Raw genomic sequence first — 20,782 nt, forward strand, 5'->3', positions numbered from 1 at the left:
ATGTATATTACAAGAAGATGAATTAGCAAATTTATTGATTTAGTTGGTGTTAAAGATGAGGAAATAACAACCGCTCTTAATAGTTTAGGGTTTGAAGTAGAATCATATAAAAATTATTCTGATTTAAATGATAGACTAAAGATTGTTCATGTTGGCAATGTTGCTCCTATTGAAGGCACAAGTTTAAATTTTTGTTTTATTGATAGTGGAGAAGATCTAGTTATTCCTGTAGTTTGTGGTGCACACAATATTAAAGAAGGCGACTATGTAATATGAGCAGAACCAGGCAAAACTATTTCTACTGGTCAAACACTTACTAAAAAAGAAATAAAAGGTAAAGTTTCTGAAGGGATGATTTGTTCTCTTGAAGAGATTGGTCTTGACAAAAATGTTCAAAACGAAGAAGAATTAGAAGGAATTTATCAAATTATAACTAAGGAAGAAACTTACAAATCAATTGGATCAGAAACTGCTCTAGAAAGAATCGGTTTCTTAGACTCAGTTTGAGAATTTGATTTAACTTTAAATAGAAGTGATGCATTAGCAGCTTTTCAGGTTTTAAAAGAAATTGCAAATTATTTTGATAAAGAAATTGTTGATTATTTTAAAGGTTTTGAAATTAAAGTTGATAACTCATTTAAAAAGATTGAATTTAAAATCGATAAAGGTTTAGAAAAAGTTATAAAATCACTTACATATTCAATTATTAACTTAAAAGATATAATAACTGTCGATAAATTTACCAACCAAATTTATTCGACTGATGATATGTGATTAAAATTTAATGGAATCAAAAAAACAAATAACTTTTTTGATAGAATATCACAAATTATAGCCTTAGAAACCGGCCAACCAGTTATAATTTTGGATGCTGATAAAATTGATAAAATTGAATTTGTTAAAGTGAAAATAGATGATAAAGAAATAATTCAAATTAATTCTAATAATGAAGAAGTGAGCAAAATAGGAAAAAATATTGTTGAAGATTATAAACCAAATGATAAAACTAAAAGTCTATTAGTTATTATTGGTTGGTTTGATACTATATTTATGAGAAATCAACAAAAAGCTTTTAATTTAAATAATGTTGAGTTTCAAAGATATACAAAACCTTTATCGCCTAATCTTTGCATGGATGCCTTAAAAAGACTAATTTTTATGTTAGATAGATATAAGATATATAATAGTACATCTGGACCAATAGAAATTATCAAATATGATACTAAACCAAATATTATTAAAGTTCCTTTAAATTTTATAAATAATTTATTAGGTGTTAATTTAACAATTAAAGATATAAAAGACCTGTTTAGAACACTTGACTTTAAAATAAACGTTGAAGAAGATGTTCTTGTTTTTGAAGTTGATCCAAAAAGAACTTATATAAGTAATAAAGCAGATATTTGCGAAGAAGTCGCAAGGCTATATGGTTATGATAAAATAAAACCAATTGCACCAAATATAATATCAAGTCCAAGTAAAAAAGACTTAAATAATAGAATAAAAAACCAAGTTGAATCATTTTTATATGGTCAAGGTTTTAACAATATTAAAACTTATTCATTAATTTCATCAGATATGAATGATAAATGAAATTTATTTAAAATAAATGACCCAATTAAATTATTGTCACCATTAAGTAAGTTTAAAGATACCTTTAGAACTAACTTATCTTGATCAATTATTGATGTAGCTAGTTTTAATGCATCAAGAGGTAATAAAGATCTTAAAATATATGAATATGCAGATATTTATAATTTAAAAAATATAAGAGAACAAAGATTAAGTATTCTTATTTCTGGTAACCAATATAAAGATAAATTTCATAATTTCATTGCTAAATCTTCATTTTATTATTTAAAAGGTATAGTTCAACAAGTGTTCAAAAGTTACAATTTAAATACAAACAAAATTGAATATGTTGAATTAGATAATTTAATTACAGAAATGCATCCTTACATAAGCTTTAAAGTTATATATAATAACGAGTTACTAGGTTTTCTATATAAATTAAACCCACGTTATGAACAATCACTAAAATTAGAACCAACATTTGTTTGTGAATTAAACATAACTAAATTAGAAGAACTTAAAGAGTCAAAAGTTGTAATAAAAGAAATTAGTAAGTTTCAATCTTCTTCAAGAGACATAACTTTTATATTAAATAATACAATAAAGTATTTAGATATTATTAAAAAAGTGATTAATGACATTAAGTATTTAACAAAACTAAGTTTAGTTGATGTATATGAAGACGAAAATTTAATAAAAAATAATCAAAGATCAATTACAATAAATTTAAAATTTAACTCAAATGAAAAACAATTAAAAGAAGATGATATTAATTCTAGTTTTAATTCAGTTTTAAACAATCTTAAAAAAGAAAATATTGAGGTTAAATAATGTTAAAAAAAGACTTTTATAATAAAGGAACTATAAAATTAAATGAGTTTTATGAAGAAGTTTTAATTTCTAATAATGATTTAATTAAAAAAATATTAAATATTAAAGTTGTAGGGAACGCATATTTTGATACAACATCAAATATATTGAATATAGAGGCCAAAATTATATCCGATATTTTAGCAATTGACTCTAGAGACGGAAACGAAATTTTAATTAAAAATAATGAAGTTGATTGAAATGATGAATATTGTTTTGACATTAAAAATAGTGATCAATACAATGTTGTTTTAGGTGATAGTTTTGACTTTAAAGAATATGCAATTGAACAAATTGTTTTAAATATTCCTATTAATTTAACAAATAATTATGGTAAAATTTCTTATGTTGGCAACAATTGCGTTTTATTATCTGAAGAAGAGTATGAAGATGAACTAGAAAATAAAACCGATGATAGGTGAGACAAATTAAAAGATTTTAAATTTTAACTTGGAGGTGAAAGTATGGCTGTACCATTTAGAAAGACCAGTAAAGCTGCTAAAAACAAAAGAAGAAGTCATTTAGCTTTAGTAAGCTCTGCTATAATTTCATGTACAAATTGTGGAAGTATGATAAGACCACATAGAGTTTGTCGTGAATGTGGTTATTATAAAAATAAAGAAGTTAAAAAAGTAGATTAAAACTTGCAATTTAATAGCAAGTTTTTTTTATTTTTAGCCGATTTATTAAAGGAGGTGCAAAATGAGATATGCATTTTTTAATGATTTATACTTACTTATTATACCGTTAACAATTGAACAGTGCTTAAAAGATGTTGACATCAAAACCAATAGTTTTATTTATAATATAGAATCTTTTGAAGAACTACTTGAAGATCTACATCCATTTAATGCATTATTATTAGCAAGATCATTTAAATTCTATTACACAATCTTTTTAAAAAACTATTTAAGTAATAACAATAAAAAGTTTAAAGAAAGACAAATTAGATCAATTGTCGCTAGTTATATAAATTTAAACAATAAAATCGATAACTCAATATCTAATTATGAATCAAAAGTAATACACTAAAATATCAATTTCCCTTGAAATAACTATAAAGTGGTATATAATATATATTGTGTGGGAGAAAGTGGGGCAAAAGTATGCTTTTTGGAAGTTTTGAACATAATTTAGATAATAAATTAAGATTAACCATTCCTTCAAAGTTACGTAATAAACTGGGGGCGGTTGTTTATGTAACAAGAAGTATTGATGGTCAATGTCTTGAAATCAGAACTCCAGAAAACTTTACTGAGTTTTATAAAAACTTACAATCACAAAATACACTTCTCTCATCTGCTCGTACAGTAATAAGATCTATTTTTTCAAACACTGATGAGGTTCAAATTGATGGTTCAGGAAGAATAAAACTTCCAGCCAATTTGCTTGAAGAAGTAGGTATTACAAAAATGGTTCAAATCACTGGGGCTGGTGAATGAATCGAAGTATGAGATAAAGATAAATTTTTAGATTATGACAAGAAGGCTAAAATAGAGCTTGTAGAAGCAGCCGAAAAATTGGGCGGAGTAAATTAACATGGAAAATAAACATATTTCTGTTTTACTTAAAGAATCAATTAAAATTCTTAATATTCAAGAAAACGGAACTTATGTGGATTGTACTTTAGGTCGTGGGGGCCATAGTACAGAAATTTTAAAATGTTTAAAAAAAGGTCATTTATATTCGATTGACCAAGATGATGAAGCAATTAAATATTCAAAAAATATGCTTGAATTAATTTCAAGTAATTTTACTATTTTAAAGGGAAATTTTATAAATATAAAAAGTTTATTGTATTTAGAGGGTATTACTAAAGTAAATGGCATTTTGTATGATTTAGGTGTATCAAGTCCTCATTTAGATGATGCTGAAAGAGGTTTTAGTTATAGGTTTGATTCAGAACTTGATATGAGAATGGATAATATAAATACAAAAATAACTGCAAAAGATTTAGTTAATTCTTTAAGTGAAAGTGAATTATCAAGAATATTTTTTAAATATGGAGATGAAAAATTTGCTAATAAAATTGCAAAAAATATTTGTTTGTATCGTGAAAAAAAAGAAATAAAAACCACTTTTCAATTGGTAGAAATAATCAAATCATCAATACCACAAAAATTTTTAAAGCAAAAAAAACATCCGGCAAAAAAAACATTTCAAGCATTAAGGATTCAAGTTAATAATGAAATAGAATGCCTTGAAAAATCGTTATATCAAGCTGTTGATATACTTGATAAAAATGCAGTATTGGCAATAATTACATTCCATTCATTAGAAGAAAAAATAGTTAAAGAAATATTTCATAAATTAACCTTTAATAAAGACGAAAAGTTTTATAATAAATTACCAATTAATATAAAATTAAATAAAAATTTTGAAGTTTTAACAAAAAGACCAATAAAACCGTCATTATCTGAATTAGAATTTAATAATAGAAGTCATAGTGCAAAATTATGAGCAATAAAGAAAGTGGGTGATGAAAATGTTTAAAGAAGTTTATGCTGTATTTGAAGTAACTAAAACAGAGTTAAAGTTTGCAGTTGGTGTATTTAGAGATAATACTGGACTCAAGGTAATTTGCAAAGAGAGAATCAAAGGTAAATGATTAACAGATGAAGATGAAATAATTGATGTTTTCAGAGTTTCAACAAGATTAAAAAAATTTGTCTCAAATTATAATGTTAGTTTTAATTCTAAACTTCAAAGAATTTGTATCGTTTTCCCATCTAATACTTTATTGATTAAAGATGCTGTTGCTAATATTTTATTAAATAAAACAGAAAACATTGTAACAGTAAATCACATAAATAATTTATATGAACAAGCAAGAAGAATAAATTTTGATGATAGAAATATTGTAATAAACTTAAAACCATATCTATTTTCAATAAACAATCATATAAAATCAGCAATTCCACCTATAAATGCAACAAATGTCAATAGTGTTTCAATGAACGCTAAGGTTTATACAATTAATAAGAAAGTTTATAATTCATTTTTAAGTGTTCTAGAACATGCTGGTTTAGAGAAATTAACATTATCATTTGACGTTTATACTATTGCAAGACAAATAAATGATGATAGGACATTCAAAGATAACTTTATTACAATTAACTGGGGATACAATAATATAGATATAAGTTATTTTTGTAAAGAAACATTAATAAAAAAAGAATCTATAAATTTTGGAATAGAAAATATAATTCAAAATTTAGCTACTAAAATTAATTCGAAATTTGAGGTTGCAAACAAATATATCTTTAAATTATTAGACTTTTCATCAAAAGATAAAGAAGACTCTGTAATTTATAGAAAATATATTGCATCAGAAAAAAAATTATATGAATTAAAACCTAGTGACTTAAAAACCTACGTTACAGAAGAAATAAATTATGTAATTGACAAAGTTGATAATTATATTAGTAAAGAATTACAGTTTTTAAAATCAGCCAGAATAATACATGTTGGAAAAATGACTGAAATAGCAGGTTTTGAAAAAATTTTGCAAAGAAGTAAATATAAAGTTATTTCAAGCATTTATTATTCATTAGTTACAGGTGCTAGTGAGATATGACTAACTAGTATGTGTGGTATGATTAAGTTGTCTAGAATAAACAATAAAAATTCAAGCGAAATTATAACCAGTAATGGAAGATTTAAAAAACAAATATTATTCAATGATTACAACTTTCCAAAAGTTAATCATAACGTAGTAAACCCACAATTAAATGGCCATAATAGAGTTATTGTTGATCCAAGAATTATTAACAATAATCAAAGAGTTATGATAAATAAGAACTCCCATTTATTAAACCAAAGAATGCAATATAATCAACAAAAAAGTTTTCAAAATAACAACAATTATGTTCCAAATGCAAATAAATTAGTGCAAAATAATCATAGTTGAGAAAGTATCAACAATTTTAATAGTAATTACCAAAATGGTAATGGTCCAATAAGTGAAGAATACACATATGAAAAGCAAAAGAATAGATAGTAAGGTGAAATTATGACTTTAGATAACAATTTTAGACAAAATGCAAAAATTAAGGTTATTGGTGTTGGTGGTGGTGGTTGTAACGCTGTTAACAGAATGGTTGAGGATAAAGTTCAAGGTGTAGATTTCTACATTGCAAATACAGATGCCCAAGTTTTGGTAGCAAGTGTTGTTCCAAATAAAATAATTCTAGGTAAAGAAATTTCTAAGGGTTTAGGTGCTGGAGCTAATCCAGATATAGGTAAACAAGCTGCCATTGAATCTTCAGAAGAGTTAAAAGAAGCTTTGTCAGGAGCAGATTTAATTTTTGTTGCTGCTGGAATGGGTGGAGGTACTGGAACAGGTGCGGCACCTGAAATTGCAAAAATTGCAATGGAAACAGGGGCATTAGTGATTGCCATAGTTACAAAACCATTTAGATTTGAAGGTAAATTACGTAACTCTTTTGCAGTTAAAGGAATTGAAGAACTTAGAAAGTATGTTGATTCAATTATCACAATTTCAAATGATAGATTGTTAGATATAATTGGTGGAATACCAGTTAAAGATTCTTTTAGAGAAGCTGACAACATATTAAAACAAGGTGTTCAAACAATTACTGATTTAATTGCAGTACCAGCAGTTATTAATTTAGATTTTGCTGATGTTAGAACTGTTATGAAAGGTAAAGGAAATTCACTTTTTGGAATTGGAATAGGATCAGGAGAAGACAAAGCAATTGAAGCTGCTAATAAGGCTATAACTTCATCTTTATTAGAAACATCTGTTAGAGGTGCTAAAGATGCAATTATAAATGTAACTGGTGGAAAAAACGTATCATTAAATGATGCTTATGATGCAGTTGATATTGTTCAACAAGCTAGCGGTGAAGATGTTAATGTGATATTCGGTATTGCAATAAATGAACACTTAGGTGACGAATTAATAGTTACTGTTATAGCAACTGGTTTTGATGATAGTTATGAACCAATTAGTTCTAACAGTTCATCTAAAGAAATAACTAGTTCCGCTAAAAATCAAAGCACTTCTTCTCAAGAAAATTATTCAGATGATAGTTTTGAATTCGTTCAAGATGCAACTCAAGAACCTCTTGAAACTGCCTATGAACAAAGAACAAGTTTTATGAATTCAGAAGATAAAAGACCTGAATTTGTAAAAAGAAATGAAGAAGATAGAAATAAAATAAACACTAGAGTTGAAAGATGAAAAGAAGGTAAAGTAGACCAACAAATTCAACAAAAACAAGTAGCACAAAAAATTGAAGATACTGAAGATGATGATGGAGATTTCCCAACATTTTTAAGAAAAAAATGATAACAAAACTATATAGTTTTGTTTTTTTTATGTGACTCACATCCTTGCAATTTAAAACCTATTTTGTTATTATCATTTAGGATATAATTATTGCACAAAAACATAATGCAATAATTAGTAATTAAATTTAGACAACTCATGGTTGTAAGTTAATTATTTGTTAATTATCATTAGGGAAGTATTTATTAAGAAACAAATTAATAGGAAGGGAATTACTATGAAAGTAGATCAGAATGATCTCATTATTGATGATAAAGTAGAAAAAATATTTGAAGACATAAATTTAGACGAAGAAATTAAGGTTCTGAAAAAAAACCGATTTGAGAAGTTCTTTTACTTTTTTAAACGTGAAGGAAACAATTTACGAGAATTCATGGGTAAATCACCTTTAATTAGTTATTCTTTAAAAAGAATTTTGTATGCATTTATAACTCTTTATATTGCAATTTCAATAATATTTATAATGCTTAGCGTAGTTACAACTGATTCAGCTTATTTATCAGATGTAAATTTAGAAAAACTTAACATTGAATTTGGTAGTGAACAATATTATAGGTTACTTGATAATAAGAAAAAATTATATGGTGCTTATGGGAGTGTATTTCAACAATTATTTATATATTTAAGAAATATTACACCATTTATACCTAAGGAAATAATTAAAGACCCTAAAATTGTGGGAACAGAAGTAGTTGGAGAAAAGTCTACAGTTTGGTTTTATCTTGGAGCATTTATGAATAAAGCTACAGGAGGAGTTCCTGGTACACCTGTACTTGATGCGTTTAAAAAATCTATTCCAACATCATTTGCTGTTGGATCAATAGCGGTAGTATTATCTTATTTATTTGGGGTTCCACTTGGTATTTTAGCAGCTAAACATAAAGATAAAACTACAGATAGCGCTATAAACGGTACAAGTTTAATAATTACAGCAATACCAGCTTTAGTTTTAATTTCACTTTTATACAAAATGTCAATATATGTTTTTGGTGCTAACGGTACATATGAGGGATCAAATTTTGAAACTAAAATATGACCAGTAATAGGTGTAATGTTATTGATAATGCCTTTTATTGTGGTAAATACAAGAAGATATGTTGTTGATGAAATGACATCTGATTATACTAAATTTGCTATCTCTAAGGGTTTAAGTTCAAGATATGTATTTTATGTTCATATTTTTAGAAATGCAAGTATTAGATTGGTAAAAACTTTGCCAGAAGTATTTATAATAACATTATTTGGTTCAAGTATTTTAGTTGAAAGACATTGATCAATTGATGGTATGAGTAAATTTATACTTAATGGAGTATCAAATAAAGATACATATGTTGTTCTTGGTTACATTTATATTTCAGCAGCAGCAGGGGTATTTTCTAGTTTATTGGGTGATTTATTTTTAGCAATAATGGACCCAAGAATAAAATTAACAAAATAGAAAGGACAATTTATGACTCAAAATTTATATACCTTAGAAGAAATGAATTCCATTGATTTAAGTTTATTTAAAATAGTCGGAAATAAAGTTGAAGAAGCAGAAAAAATAAACAATAAACCATATAGTTATTGAAAATCAGTTTTTAGCAGAGTTATTAGGTCTAAAACTTTCTTAATATCTTTAATATTATTAGTTATTATAATTTTAATGTCAGCTACTATAGGAATCGGTGCAGAACCAGTTCCAGTGAATCCACCATCAGTTAACATAGAAGCACCAAGTAAAGAACATATATTTGGTCTTGGAAGATTCGGTGAAGACTTATGAACAAAAATGTGAATAGGTACTAGAACAACACTTATATTTACATTAATTGTTGCTTCTATACAAATTTTATTAGGTATATTAATCGGTTCGATTTGAGGTTATTATAGAAAGTTAGACATCGCATTTATCGAGGTAACAAGATTTATGACATTGATACCTTCATTAATTTTATGATTAATAATAATTTTCTTATTTGGTGGTGTATCAACATTACCAATAATAATATTTGCAATTTCATTAACTAGTTGAATTTCATTAGCAAGTATTATAAGGGTTCAAATAATAATTATCAGAAATGCAGAGTACAACATTGCATCAAAAGTTTTAGGTACACCAAATTATAAAATCATTAAAAAAAATATTCTACCTAAAATCTTACCAATAATTATTCAAACATCAACATTTGCGATTCCAACAGCAATTGGTCTAGATTCATTACTTGCTTATTATAATTTTGGTTTTGTAACAAATACTCTTGATCAAGCATCACTTGGATCTATATTAAATGAATTATTATTAGGTTCAGATTGAGAAGTATTTCCACATCTACTTATAATTCCTGTTTTATTTGTTGGTGGAATATCATTATTATTCTTTCTAGCAGGTAAGGTGTTTGCTGATTCACTAGACCCTAAAACACATAGATAGGATCGAAATATGAATAAAGAAAAAAGAATTTTATCAGTAAGAAACATGGAAGTTAAATTTCAAGTTAGAGGTAGGTTTTTAACTGCTATCAGAAATGTTGATTTAGATGTTTATGATCAAGAAATCCTTGCAGTAGTTGGTGAATCAGGTAGTGGTAAATCTGTTATTACAAAGACATTTACTGGAATGATTGAATCAAATGGTTGAATTAGTAATGGTTCAATAGTATATAGACCTAACTCTGAATTTGATTATTTTAAACAACCAACTGACATTGTTAATTTACAGAATCCATTAATAGCTTCTGATATTATCAAGTCTGTTATCAAAATAAGTAAAGAAAACATTAGAAGTTGTTATAAAAAAATTGATAATCTTTATAAATTAAAACCTTCTTACTCTTCAAAAATAGCTTATAGCCTTGAAAAAGATCTTTATATGATAAATAAACTGATATTAACAGAGGATAATGAAGTTTTTAAAGAAGGTCTAACAAAAAAAGTCTCTGATTTAAATATTAAACTTACTAATTTAAAATTAACTGACTCAGAATCAAAAATTAAAGTAAAAACTTTATTAGAATCTTTAAACTCTAAAAAAAATAAAATTTCTTTAAAGCTTGAAAAAGAAAACCAAAACTTATTTAATAAAAATAATAAGTTATTAAAAGTAAATAAGCAATTAGACTTTATTAATTCTGAAATTCAAAAAATTAATAATAATAAAGTAGTTGAATCTGAAATAAATGCTTTATATGAAGAAATTATAGAACATGAAATTAATATTACAAAAATAAAAAACTTAAATCTTTTTACAAAAAAAAGTATTATGAAAATAATTGGCATCATTAAAATGTATGTCGAAACAAAAACTATAGATAATGATGACAAAGAATTTATTTTAAATTATTATTTAAATAACTTGACTTTAAATCGTATTCAAAACGAGTTTAAAGCTATATGTGGAGACATTATCTTAAATAAGACAGTTGATGTTGAACACTTCAATAATATACTTATTGATTGAAGTAAAATAAAAAATATTTCTTTAATTAATAAGATTAGAGCAATAAGAGAAGTTAGAAAACTTAGAGGAAAAACAATAGCAACAATTTTTCAAGATCCAATGACATCATTAAATCCACTATTATCAGTAGGATTTCAAATTAGTGAAGTATTAAGAAAACAACAGGGTATGTCAAAGAAAGAATCTAAGAAAGAAGCTATTAATTTATTAAATCAAGTAGGGATACCAAATGCTGAAAAAAGATACAAAGACATACCAGGTAAGTATTCTGGAGGTATGAGACAACGTGTTGTTATAGCAATTGCTTTAGCTTGTAAACCAAAAGTTCTTATTTGTGATGAACCAACAACAGCTTTAGATGTTACTATTCAAGCTCAAATTCTTGAGTTAATTAAATCTTTACAAAAAACATATAAATTTACAGTTATATTTATTACACACGACCTTGGGGTTGTTGCAAAAATTGCTGATAGAGTAGCTGTGATGTATGCAGGTCAAATAGTTGAAGTTGGAACTGTTAAAGATATATTTGATAATGCTGCTCACCCATATACATGAGCATTATTATCATCATTGCCACAGCTTGGTAAAAAAGGTGAAGAGTTATTTTCGATAGAAGGTACTCCACCATCATTATTTAATAATATAAAAGGTGATGCATTTGCACCAAGAAATAAATTTGCACTTGAATTAGATTTTATAAAAGAACCACCAATGTTTAAAATCAGTGAAACTCATTATGCAAAAACTTGATTATTAGATAGTAGATCACCAAAAGTTGATAAACCAAAAATATTAAAAAATTTAAAAGAAAGAATCAAAGAAGTAGAAAAGGTAGGATAACATATGTCTAACAACTTAACTGAGACATTATTAAATATCAGAGATTTAGTAATAGAATTTAAATCTAAGGGTAAAGTTAATACTGCCGTAAAAGGTGCTAATTTTGATGTATTTAAAGGTGAAATCTTTGGATTGGTTGGTGAATCTGGAAGTGGTAAAACAACAATTGGTAGAGCAATCGTTGGTGTGCAACCTGTTAAAGATGGTACAGTTTATATTGAAAATGAAATCTTAGTCGGTAGACCAACTAATTTAAGAATTCTTATAAAAAAAATTGGTAAGTATATATCAATTATGAAAACAAGAATGAGTGTAACGACAGTTGAAATAGACAAAAGGATTAAGTATCTTAAACAAGTTTATTTAAAAATAAAGTCAAATGATTTTAATGATTTAGAATTTAAAACTATGAATAAGGAAAATAACATATTATATGTTAAAGATGTTATTTTGTCAGACTTAAGATTAATAAATAAAATTGTTATGTTTGAAGATAGAATGATAAAGTTTGTTACTAATATAAGTAGTTTTCAAAAAGATATTCCACTTAAATTAGAAAAGTCAATTTTAATAAAACTTGAAGAAACAAAAAAAATAATTTTAAAACTTAAAAAGTTTGTCGAGGTAATGTATAAAAGCATATTAAAAATTTCAGAGATTAGTAAAAAAATTAAAAAAATTAATGATTTAGCAAACAATTTTTTTGAAATGATGGAATGTTGATCTAATATAGTATCAAATCATAAAGATTTTTTAGCAGAACTAAAGTGGTTTGAAGAAATGCATCAACAGCTTATGGCATTATCTTCTCCTCTTAAAAAAAGAGATAAATTTATTAATTATTATAATTCAAAAATTTATATAAGCAGACTTGATTTCTGAAAGGAATGTAATAAGCAATTATCAATTTTAGAGTCAAATGATGTTGATAGAAATGATCCTGAGTATTTAACACTTGTTTCATTTATTAAAGATTTCTGAATTGATAAAAATATTAATTTAAAAGCTTGCGAAAAAATATTAAAGATATATAAGAGAAATAATTCAATTACTGATAAAATAACTAATTTATTATCAACTTTAAAAGAAACAATATTTGAAAATGAATTAAAAGAAGCGGTTTTAAAAAATAATTTAAATAATAAAACTATCCAAAAATTTGAAGAAGAATTTAATCTTATAAATAAAATTGTTTCAAGAAATATTGTAAAAGATGAGGAATTAATTAATTATTATTACAAATGAAAAGGTATAGAAAAACAATACAGTTTACAAGAAGAAGAATCATTTGCAGAATTAATTGAATTTTTAGATATGCCATCTATTGATGAAATAGTTAATAATTCATATTTGTTTGATAAGAAAACAAAGTTTGAAAAAAAAGAGTATAGAAGAAATGTTCAAATGATATTTCAAGACCCTGGATCATCACTGAATGATAGAATGGCAATTGAAGAAATAGTTGCAGAAGGTTTGGATAATTTCCCACATTTATTTAAAAGTGAAGATGAAAAAGTAAAATATTTAGAAGAATATAACAAAAATAATCCAAATGATATAAAAACATTAAAAGATGTAAACTGAAATGATGTTAAAAAAAATATAATTTTAAAAGCAATTACATCTGTTGGACTTATTCCTGAACATTTATCTAGGTATCCTCATGAGTTTTCTGGTGGTCAAAGACAAAGAGTCGGTATTGCAAGAAGTTTAGTTATGAAACCTAAAGTTATAGTTGCAGATGAACCGATATCAGCATTAGACGTATCCATAAGAGCTCAAGTATTAAATTTATTTAAAAAATTTCAAAGTGAACTTGATTTAACTTATATATTTGTTGCCCATGATTTATCTGTTGTTAGACATATTGCAGATAGAATAGCTGTAATATATAGAGGACAAATAGTTGAATTAGCTCCTGCAGAAGAGTTATTTAATAATCCATTGCATCCCTATACTAGAGCTCTTTTATCAGCAATTCCAATTCCGGAACCAGATTTATCACGAGAAACTGAATTAATAATTTATAATCCAGAAAAAGAACATCATGATTATTTATTTGATTTACCTTATTTTAAAGAGGTAAAAGATGGACACTATATATGAGCAAATAAACGTGAAATTAGAAAAATTAAAAATGACTTAAAACAAAAGGAGTTGAATTAAATGAGCAGAGTTTTTAAAAAAGTATTATCTTTTTTCAGTCTTTCTGCAATTAGTTCAATAGTTGCATCTTCAACAATATCTTGCGGTATTTCACTTGATTATTTGATGAATAGAGAAATTGATGAAACAGTTTATAAAGATACTTATAGTTATAATGTTTCAAGTTGGAATACAGCCCACACTATGCAATCATCAGATTCTATTTTTTTAGCAAACACGTTTGAAACATTACTTTCTTCAGACCAATATGGTAGATTATATGGAGCACTTGTAGAAAGTGAATATGGAGCTAATAATCATGATAATAAAAATAATATATATAATTATGTTGGTGTCCATAATGATGATTATACTAAGTGAACATACAAGTTTAGAGAAAATCTAAATTGAGTATCAGCCGATGGTGAAGTTGGTAGAAAAATATTACCATCAGATATTTTAAAAGCTGCAAAATATGCATTAATACCAGGTAATGCATCAGATGTATCAAGTTTATATACTAGTTTCATAGTTGGTGCTGAAGATATATTTGATAAAATTGGAGAGTTAGAAACAAATAGCAATACTACACAATCAGATATTGATGAAGTATTCAATGATGCAATAGAAAATAAGAAATTTGGTATTATTCCAGATGATAATAATAATACTGTAACTTTCGAACTGATACAAAAAGCACCTTTTTTTGAAAGTTTATTAACTTACTCAGTTTTTTCACCAATATATGATGAGACAAAGTCTGACATAAAAAATTATAAAGATACATATTTTAGTGGAGCTTATTTACCTAAACAAGTTAATCCTAATGGTAAAGTAATATTAGAAAAAAATGAAAATTATGTTTTAAAAGATGATGTTCATATTAAAAGACTGGAATTTGATTATTTAGAAGGAGCATCTTCTTCAAGAACAAGAACTTTATTTGAATCTGGGTCAACAAATGGATTTATATTATCAGCTGATGATTTAAAAGGTTGAACTGATTATGTTGGCGATAATTATGAAAATCCTATTTTTGAAGGTACATATTCTACTAAATCTGTTGAATTAGCTGGAACATTTGTTTTATTTTACAATTATTATAATAGAAACTTAAATGATGCTTCAAAAGGTGTTGAAGAACAAAAACGTGCTTTAAATGCAACTAAACTTTTACAATCAAGAGATGTAAGAGCATTTCTTTCTACATCACTAGATAGATCTAAAATGGTTAGATATTATTCAAAAACAATTGATGAAGTTGGAAAACCATCAAAAATGATTAGAAATGTCTATACTGGTCTAGGTGTATCACAAGATCCAACAAATGATAATAAAGATTATACAAAGTTTGTTTCTGATGTTTATGATGAAAGAACTAATACAATAAAAGAATCAGAAGATAATTATTCTTTAAAAGATGGTAACGATCCGCTCTTAGATAATAGTAAAAAATTAATAAAGAAAGATAGATCTGAATTAATAAATTCTATAAATAAATTTATATCTGAAAATAACATTGCTTCAAACAGAGATGATGGGAAAATTGAATTAACATTAACTTTGAGTCCTGTAACAAGTAACTCAATGAATCCTTACATAAACTTTATGATTAAAGGTTTTAATAGTATCGAGAATAATCCAATATTTATAAAAACTACAACACCAACATCTACTGATGACTATCGAGGTATTGGTCAAGAAGGTAGAACAGATTTATTTATGAGTGGTTGATCACCTGATTATAAAGACCCATCAACTTACTTAGATACTTTATTGATAAATGGAGCTTATAAAGGATACATAGGAACAACTAGAATATTTGATAAAACAAAATCAAATGATTCAAACTATGAACAACTTAATGGTTCAGAATATTATATTAATAAAAAAATAATAACAACAGAATCTAATAGTATGTTTGAAGAATACAAAAACTTTGAGACTCAAAATAGTGAAAATAATCAAGAAGTAGTTATTACTAAGAGATTAGAAGGATTTGCAAAACAAGAGTATGACTATTTTTACAAAAATTTCTTTATGTTACCACTTTATACAAAGGCTATGCCAATTCAATATATTGTAAATTATATTCAACCATATTCAAGATCATATGAATCTTTTGGAACTGCACAATTTAAATTTTATAAAGCTTACCAAAACAAAAAACTACTTAATAAAGAACAAATCAAGGAGTTTATGGAAAAATATAATCAAGCATTAAATAAAGTTAATAAAGACTGAAACAGTTGTAGATATGGTGCTGAATGAAATGATGGCAATAATGAAAACAATAACTGTTTAAAATAAAATTTTACATTCAATAATTAGAATTAACTAAATATTGAATGTTTTTTTATATAATAATTATTAAGGAGAAATAATATGGATTTTTTGATTGATAATATATTTAATTTATTAAATAAAAAAAATTTAGATTCAAGAGATTATTTAAGCAAGTTTAAATCTACAGATATAATAAAACTTTACGAAGAGGCGATTGATAACGAAATTGGAAATGGTTTTTCATTGGGTGTAGATTATAATCAAATACAAGAAACTTCATTCCTATCATTTGATGAAAAACTTTTAAAAGCAGTATATTCACATAATAAAAAAAATAAAGTTTGAGTAGTTAGTTTGCATGGTTATTCATCCTCAAAAGAATCATCATTTATATCAAGTTATTTTTTAAAAAAACTTGGCTTTAACATCTTTGCATTTGATTTCAGAAATCATGGTGGTTCAGATCATTCTCCAATAACATTAGGTGTAAATGAACAAAAAGATTTAGAATTTGCATTATCATATTTAAATAATAATTTTAAGGTAAAAAAAGTTATTCTTATTGGATATAGTATGGGTGCGCATGTGTTAAATAGGTATGCTCTATCATCTAATTTTAAAAAACATAAAGTTGTTTTAGGGATTTCAGACTCAACTTTTTTACATTTAAATGAAGTTTTAAAAACATTATTATCTAGTTATGTTAAAATCTTTAATAATAAAATGTCTGAGAGTATTGTTAAAAAACTCTTAGAAATGTATAATAAAAAACATAAAATTGATGTATTGGAAAAGTCAATTATATCAACCGTGCCTTTATGCAAAAAAACGTTTCCAATTATGTTCTTACATTCAAAAAAAGATGTAATTACTAGTTATAAAGATTCTGAAAAAATATTTGAATTAAGAAATCAAATCACTAGTAAAGATGAAATAAAAATATTTGAAACTGGTGAGCATATAAGAACATTTATTGAACACAACATGGAATACATTGACTTAGTTTTTAAATTTATAAAAAGAAATAAATAAGAGGGTATGACAATGACACAGAAAGATTGGATTGTAACACTTGAAAATGTATCTAAAATTTTTAATAAAAAAATATGAGCTATAAAAAAAATAAATTTAAAAATTTTTAGAGGAGAAGGTGTAAGTGTAATAGGTCCTAATCAATCTGGTAAAAGCGTTCTAGGAAGATTAATTGCTAGCCAAATTAAAAATACTGGTGGAATTTTAGAATATAACTTTATTCAGGGAGATGCTTTATCTGCAATAGGATTTCAATTTAGACAAACTTCATGACCAGATGGTTTTAAGATTAGAGAAGTTTTTAATTTGTACAAAGAAATTTATAATATTAATGATAAAGAATGAATCGATGAAGTAATTTCTACATTTGACATAGCAACAAGATGAAATAAAGTTTTAAATAGTTGTAATACTTCCTGATTACAACTTTTTTCAATTGCACTTGCAATCTTACATAAACCTGAACTTGTTGTGCTTGATGAAGTTTCATCAACAATAGGTATTGACTTTAAAGTTAGAATATTAAACTTTTTAAAAAAATATAAAGAAACAAATAATGCAACATTTGTAATAATATCACCTGATGACACAACTTTTCATTATTTATGTAATCGGGTTATAGTTCTAGAATCGGGATTAATATTATCAGATGATTATACAGACGATTGAGACCCAACTATTAACTTCGAAACTTATTCATTAAAAGTAATGGATGCAATTGAAAAAAAAGAAGTTTCATATACTCCTGACCCAATTTTTAAACCTATTTTACAAAACTTTGAGGTTCACTTGAATTTGTTTAAAGAACAATATAATAAGTTTTTAACTATTAATGAACAGTTTGAAAATGAGCAAGATATAGTACATATAAAAAACATTAATTATCATGTAACTGAGTTACATGAAAAGTTAATACAAGTGTCAACCACAGCATTGAGCAAAAAAAATATTGACAATATCAAATTGTTAATATTGAACTTAATTAAATTTATCAAAAAAACAAGAAAGTTTGCTTCAAAATTAGATTCAAGTTTAGTTTATAAAAAATCAATATTTACATTTTTAGATAAAATTACTTTTTTTGTTTATTATTTAGATAATACTTTAATGAAATTATTTAAGTCAAATAATATTTTAGAGTATGCAAGTGAAAAAACCACAAATCTTAGTGAAAAAGATCTTAACAGATTAAAATTATTAAAGAAAAAATATATACAAGAAGAAATTAGAATCATGAAACAAGAAAATAGAATAATGAAAAGATTAGAAAAAAGAAAATAAAGTAGGTAATCAAAATGAAATATAATGGTAGAAAACTATTTAAACTTATTTTTAGTATACAATTTTCAAATTATAAAAGTGATATATTCATAATATTTTCAGGATGATTTATTACAATTGTTACTATGGTTGTTTGGTTAGCATTTAAAAATGCAGGAGAAAATATAGTTTATGACTCATTTATACTTGCAAGTGCAATTGGTATTGGGACAATTAGAAACTGTTTATTCAACTTTATTAAAACAATTCATGATTTTAAACAAAACAATTTTTTTCATAGAATGTTCAGCACAAGTCTTTCTAAAACATTAGTTTTTACAACTATGATATTGTTTAATCAAATTGTTAATCTTTTTGTAACAGGTTCACTAATTGCAATTGCAATGGCATTTGAAGATCAAAGATATTTAATTAAACATGTTAATTGATTGGCATTCTTTGCAGGTTTTTTTCTATTAGTCTTTCTATCAAATATTATGGCTTTTATAGTTGCATTAAGTTGTAAAAAAATTGAAATAGCATATGTAATAGGTAACATATATTATTTTGGACCAGTTTATTTATTAGGTTTGGGTATACCTTATAGAACATTAGAAAAATCTCAAATAGTTATTATTATAAGTTTTTTATTCCCACAAAGGTATATGTTAAATATAATGGCATCAGGATGGATAGATGACCCAAAGATGACTGACAATACATTCAGTTATGGAGGTAATTATTGAATACCTTATTTAGTAAGTATCCTCTTAATATTAATATCATTAATATTTGTAATTAAAATTTTTAGAAGTTTATTTGAAGATGATAATAAAAAATATAAAAGATACTCTAATACTAAAAAACACTTAGGTATAATTTATGCTATAAAAAGAGCTTCAAGTTTTGATGAACTTGATCAAATTATTGAATTAAGAAATATGTTAAATAAAAATACTGAACATAAACTAAAAGAAAAGGGAAGAATGTCATGAAAGAGAACAAAAAAATAATACTTGAAAACAACTCTTCTAATACAAAAATCTTTTTTAGACTTTATTTATTGTGGATTAAGTCATTTATATTTTCTCCACTAAATGTATTTTTAGGTGTGATTTTAATAATATTTACACAATTTATTTGATTAGCATTTAAAGGTTCAGACCCATTTATTTTTGCAAGTGCTATAGGTAGTTTAATTGTAAGGAATAGTTGTCATACATTTTATAGAACAATTAATATGAGTAGAATAACTGGTTTTACAAGTAGAATCACATATACTAAAGCAAATAATTATTTAAGTCCTTTATCTCATTTAGCTGCAAGTTTCACTATTAATTTTATAGTTTCTTTAATCATGCTAGGTTTAACAGTGATTTTTTTTAAAGAACAAAGAACTTTATTAAGTAATGTTAATTGATTTATGTTTGTAAGTGGTTCAATTTTACTTTGACTATTATCTATTTTAATGTGTTATACAGTCTACATTTATTATAAAAATTATACATTAGGTAATATTGTTGTAATTATTATCTATATGTTTTGTTATAATTTTTTAGGACTTGCATTTCCATACCAAAGTATAGCAAAATTAGAATGATTAAATATTCTTTTATATTTATTACCACAAAGATATATGATGAATGTAATGCAAGCTGGATGGGTTAATGCGACATCATTAGTTTATAGCTCACCTAATTTTCCAAGTTCAAGTGTTGATTTCAAGCTTACTAATTATTTATGATTACCTTATTTAGTGACATTTTTATTTATATTCTTATTCTTTATTATAAATTTAACTCATCTTATGAATAGAAATAAACAATTTAAAAAAGATGGTTATGGATCAAGTGTAATTGCAAAGTTATCTAATAAATACATTAGAGATATTAAAAGATGTTCTAATATTGATGAATTAAATGAATTAAGAATAAATCATTTAAATGAAACTGGACACTTTGATTTAATTAGAAACAACGTTCAAAAAAGTAAAATTAGAAAACAAGAGAAAAAATAGGTAC

General features: G+C 25.1%; 17 protein-coding genes. All 17 read left to right on the forward strand.

The genetic code is table 4. From position 1 onward, the window contains the following. The 17 genes from pheT (at position 1) to STURON_RS01360 (ending at position 20,778) form a co-directional block, all read left to right on the forward strand. The gene (pheT, locus tag STURON_RS01280) at positions 1 to 2,403 is read left to right on the forward strand and encodes a phenylalanine--tRNA ligase subunit beta (RefSeq protein WP_075048078.1); all 2,403 of its coding nucleotides are present in this window, start codon (positions 1 to 3) and stop codon (positions 2,401 to 2,403) included. Next, positions 2,403 to 2,891, forward strand: a complete 489-nt coding sequence (locus STURON_RS01285) for a hypothetical protein (protein WP_075048079.1) — start codon at positions 2,403 to 2,405, stop codon at positions 2,889 to 2,891. The genes pheT and STURON_RS01285 overlap by 1 nt, the downstream gene beginning before the upstream one ends. A 15-nt stretch (positions 2,892 to 2,906) precedes the next feature. Continuing rightward, positions 2,907 to 3,083 carry a 50S ribosomal protein L32 gene (gene rpmF, locus STURON_RS01290; protein WP_075048080.1) on the forward strand — a complete coding sequence of 59 codons (177 nt, stop codon included), beginning with the start codon at positions 2,907 to 2,909 and terminating at the stop codon, positions 3,081 to 3,083. Between the two features lie 61 nt (positions 3,084 to 3,144). Beyond that, positions 3,145 to 3,474 (forward strand): hypothetical protein, encoded by a 330-nt coding sequence (locus STURON_RS01295; protein WP_075048081.1) that lies wholly within the window; start codon positions 3,145 to 3,147, stop codon positions 3,472 to 3,474. A gap of 74 nt (positions 3,475 to 3,548) precedes the next feature. Next, positions 3,549 to 3,980 carry a division/cell wall cluster transcriptional repressor MraZ gene (gene mraZ, locus STURON_RS01300; protein WP_075048082.1) on the forward strand — a complete coding sequence of 144 codons (432 nt, stop codon included), beginning with the start codon at positions 3,549 to 3,551 and terminating at the stop codon, positions 3,978 to 3,980. Between the two features lies 1 nt (position 3,981). Next, complete coding sequence (gene rsmH / locus STURON_RS01305; RefSeq protein ID WP_075048083.1) at positions 3,982 to 4,935, forward strand: 16S rRNA (cytosine(1402)-N(4))-methyltransferase RsmH; 954 nt, start codon at positions 3,982 to 3,984, stop codon at positions 4,933 to 4,935. Further along, positions 4,928 to 6,442 (forward strand): hypothetical protein, encoded by a 1,515-nt coding sequence (locus STURON_RS01310; protein ID WP_144416174.1) that lies wholly within the window; start codon positions 4,928 to 4,930, stop codon positions 6,440 to 6,442. The genes rsmH and STURON_RS01310 overlap by 8 nt, the downstream gene beginning before the upstream one ends. Positions 6,443 to 6,460: 18 nt before the next feature. After that, positions 6,461 to 7,759 (forward strand): cell division protein FtsZ, encoded by a 1,299-nt coding sequence (gene ftsZ, locus STURON_RS01315; RefSeq protein WP_082236218.1) that lies wholly within the window; start codon positions 6,461 to 6,463, stop codon positions 7,757 to 7,759. Between the two features lie 214 nt (positions 7,760 to 7,973). Further along, on the forward strand, positions 7,974 to 9,194 hold the full coding sequence (oppB, locus tag STURON_RS01320; RefSeq protein ID WP_075048085.1) for an oligopeptide ABC transporter permease OppB: 1,221 nt from the start codon (positions 7,974 to 7,976) through the stop codon (positions 9,192 to 9,194). 12 nt (positions 9,195 to 9,206) lie between these two features. Beyond that, on the forward strand, positions 9,207 to 10,169 hold the full coding sequence (gene oppC / locus STURON_RS01325; protein ID WP_075048086.1) for an oligopeptide ABC transporter permease OppC: 963 nt from the start codon (positions 9,207 to 9,209) through the stop codon (positions 10,167 to 10,169). 9 nt (positions 10,170 to 10,178) lie between these two features. Beyond that, positions 10,179 to 12,038 carry an oligopeptide ABC transporter ATP-binding protein OppD gene (oppD, locus tag STURON_RS05980; protein ID WP_075048087.1) on the forward strand — a complete coding sequence of 620 codons (1,860 nt, stop codon included), beginning with the start codon at positions 10,179 to 10,181 and terminating at the stop codon, positions 12,036 to 12,038. 3 nt (positions 12,039 to 12,041) lie between these two features. Then, the gene (gene oppF / locus STURON_RS05985; protein ID WP_075048088.1) at positions 12,042 to 14,204 is read left to right on the forward strand and encodes an oligopeptide ABC transporter ATP-binding protein OppF; all 2,163 of its coding nucleotides are present in this window, start codon (positions 12,042 to 12,044) and stop codon (positions 14,202 to 14,204) included. Continuing rightward, on the forward strand, positions 14,205 to 16,493 hold the full coding sequence (locus STURON_RS01340; protein ID WP_075048089.1) for an ABC transporter substrate-binding protein: 2,289 nt from the start codon (positions 14,205 to 14,207) through the stop codon (positions 16,491 to 16,493). It begins immediately after the preceding gene. Positions 16,494 to 16,568: 75 nt separating this feature from the next. Next, positions 16,569 to 17,501 carry an alpha/beta hydrolase gene (locus STURON_RS01345; protein WP_075048090.1) on the forward strand — a complete coding sequence of 311 codons (933 nt, stop codon included), beginning with the start codon at positions 16,569 to 16,571 and terminating at the stop codon, positions 17,499 to 17,501. 12 nt (positions 17,502 to 17,513) lie between these two features. Beyond that, complete coding sequence (locus STURON_RS01350; RefSeq protein WP_075048091.1) at positions 17,514 to 18,782, forward strand: ATP-binding cassette domain-containing protein; 1,269 nt, start codon at positions 17,514 to 17,516, stop codon at positions 18,780 to 18,782. Between the two features lie 14 nt (positions 18,783 to 18,796). Continuing rightward, complete coding sequence (locus STURON_RS01355) at positions 18,797 to 19,774, forward strand: ABC transporter permease (protein ID WP_075048092.1); 978 nt, start codon at positions 18,797 to 18,799, stop codon at positions 19,772 to 19,774. After that, complete coding sequence (locus STURON_RS01360) at positions 19,753 to 20,778, forward strand: hypothetical protein (protein ID WP_075048093.1); 1,026 nt, start codon at positions 19,753 to 19,755, stop codon at positions 20,776 to 20,778. Before STURON_RS01355 ends, STURON_RS01360 begins: the two co-directional genes overlap by 22 nt. Positions 20,779 to 20,782: the final 4 nt, after the last annotated feature.

It is taken from the genome of Spiroplasma turonicum (assembly GCF_001262715.1).
In the GTDB taxonomy this organism is placed as follows: Bacteria; Bacillota_I; Bacilli_A; order Mycoplasmatales; family Mycoplasmataceae; genus Spiroplasma_A; species Spiroplasma_A turonicum.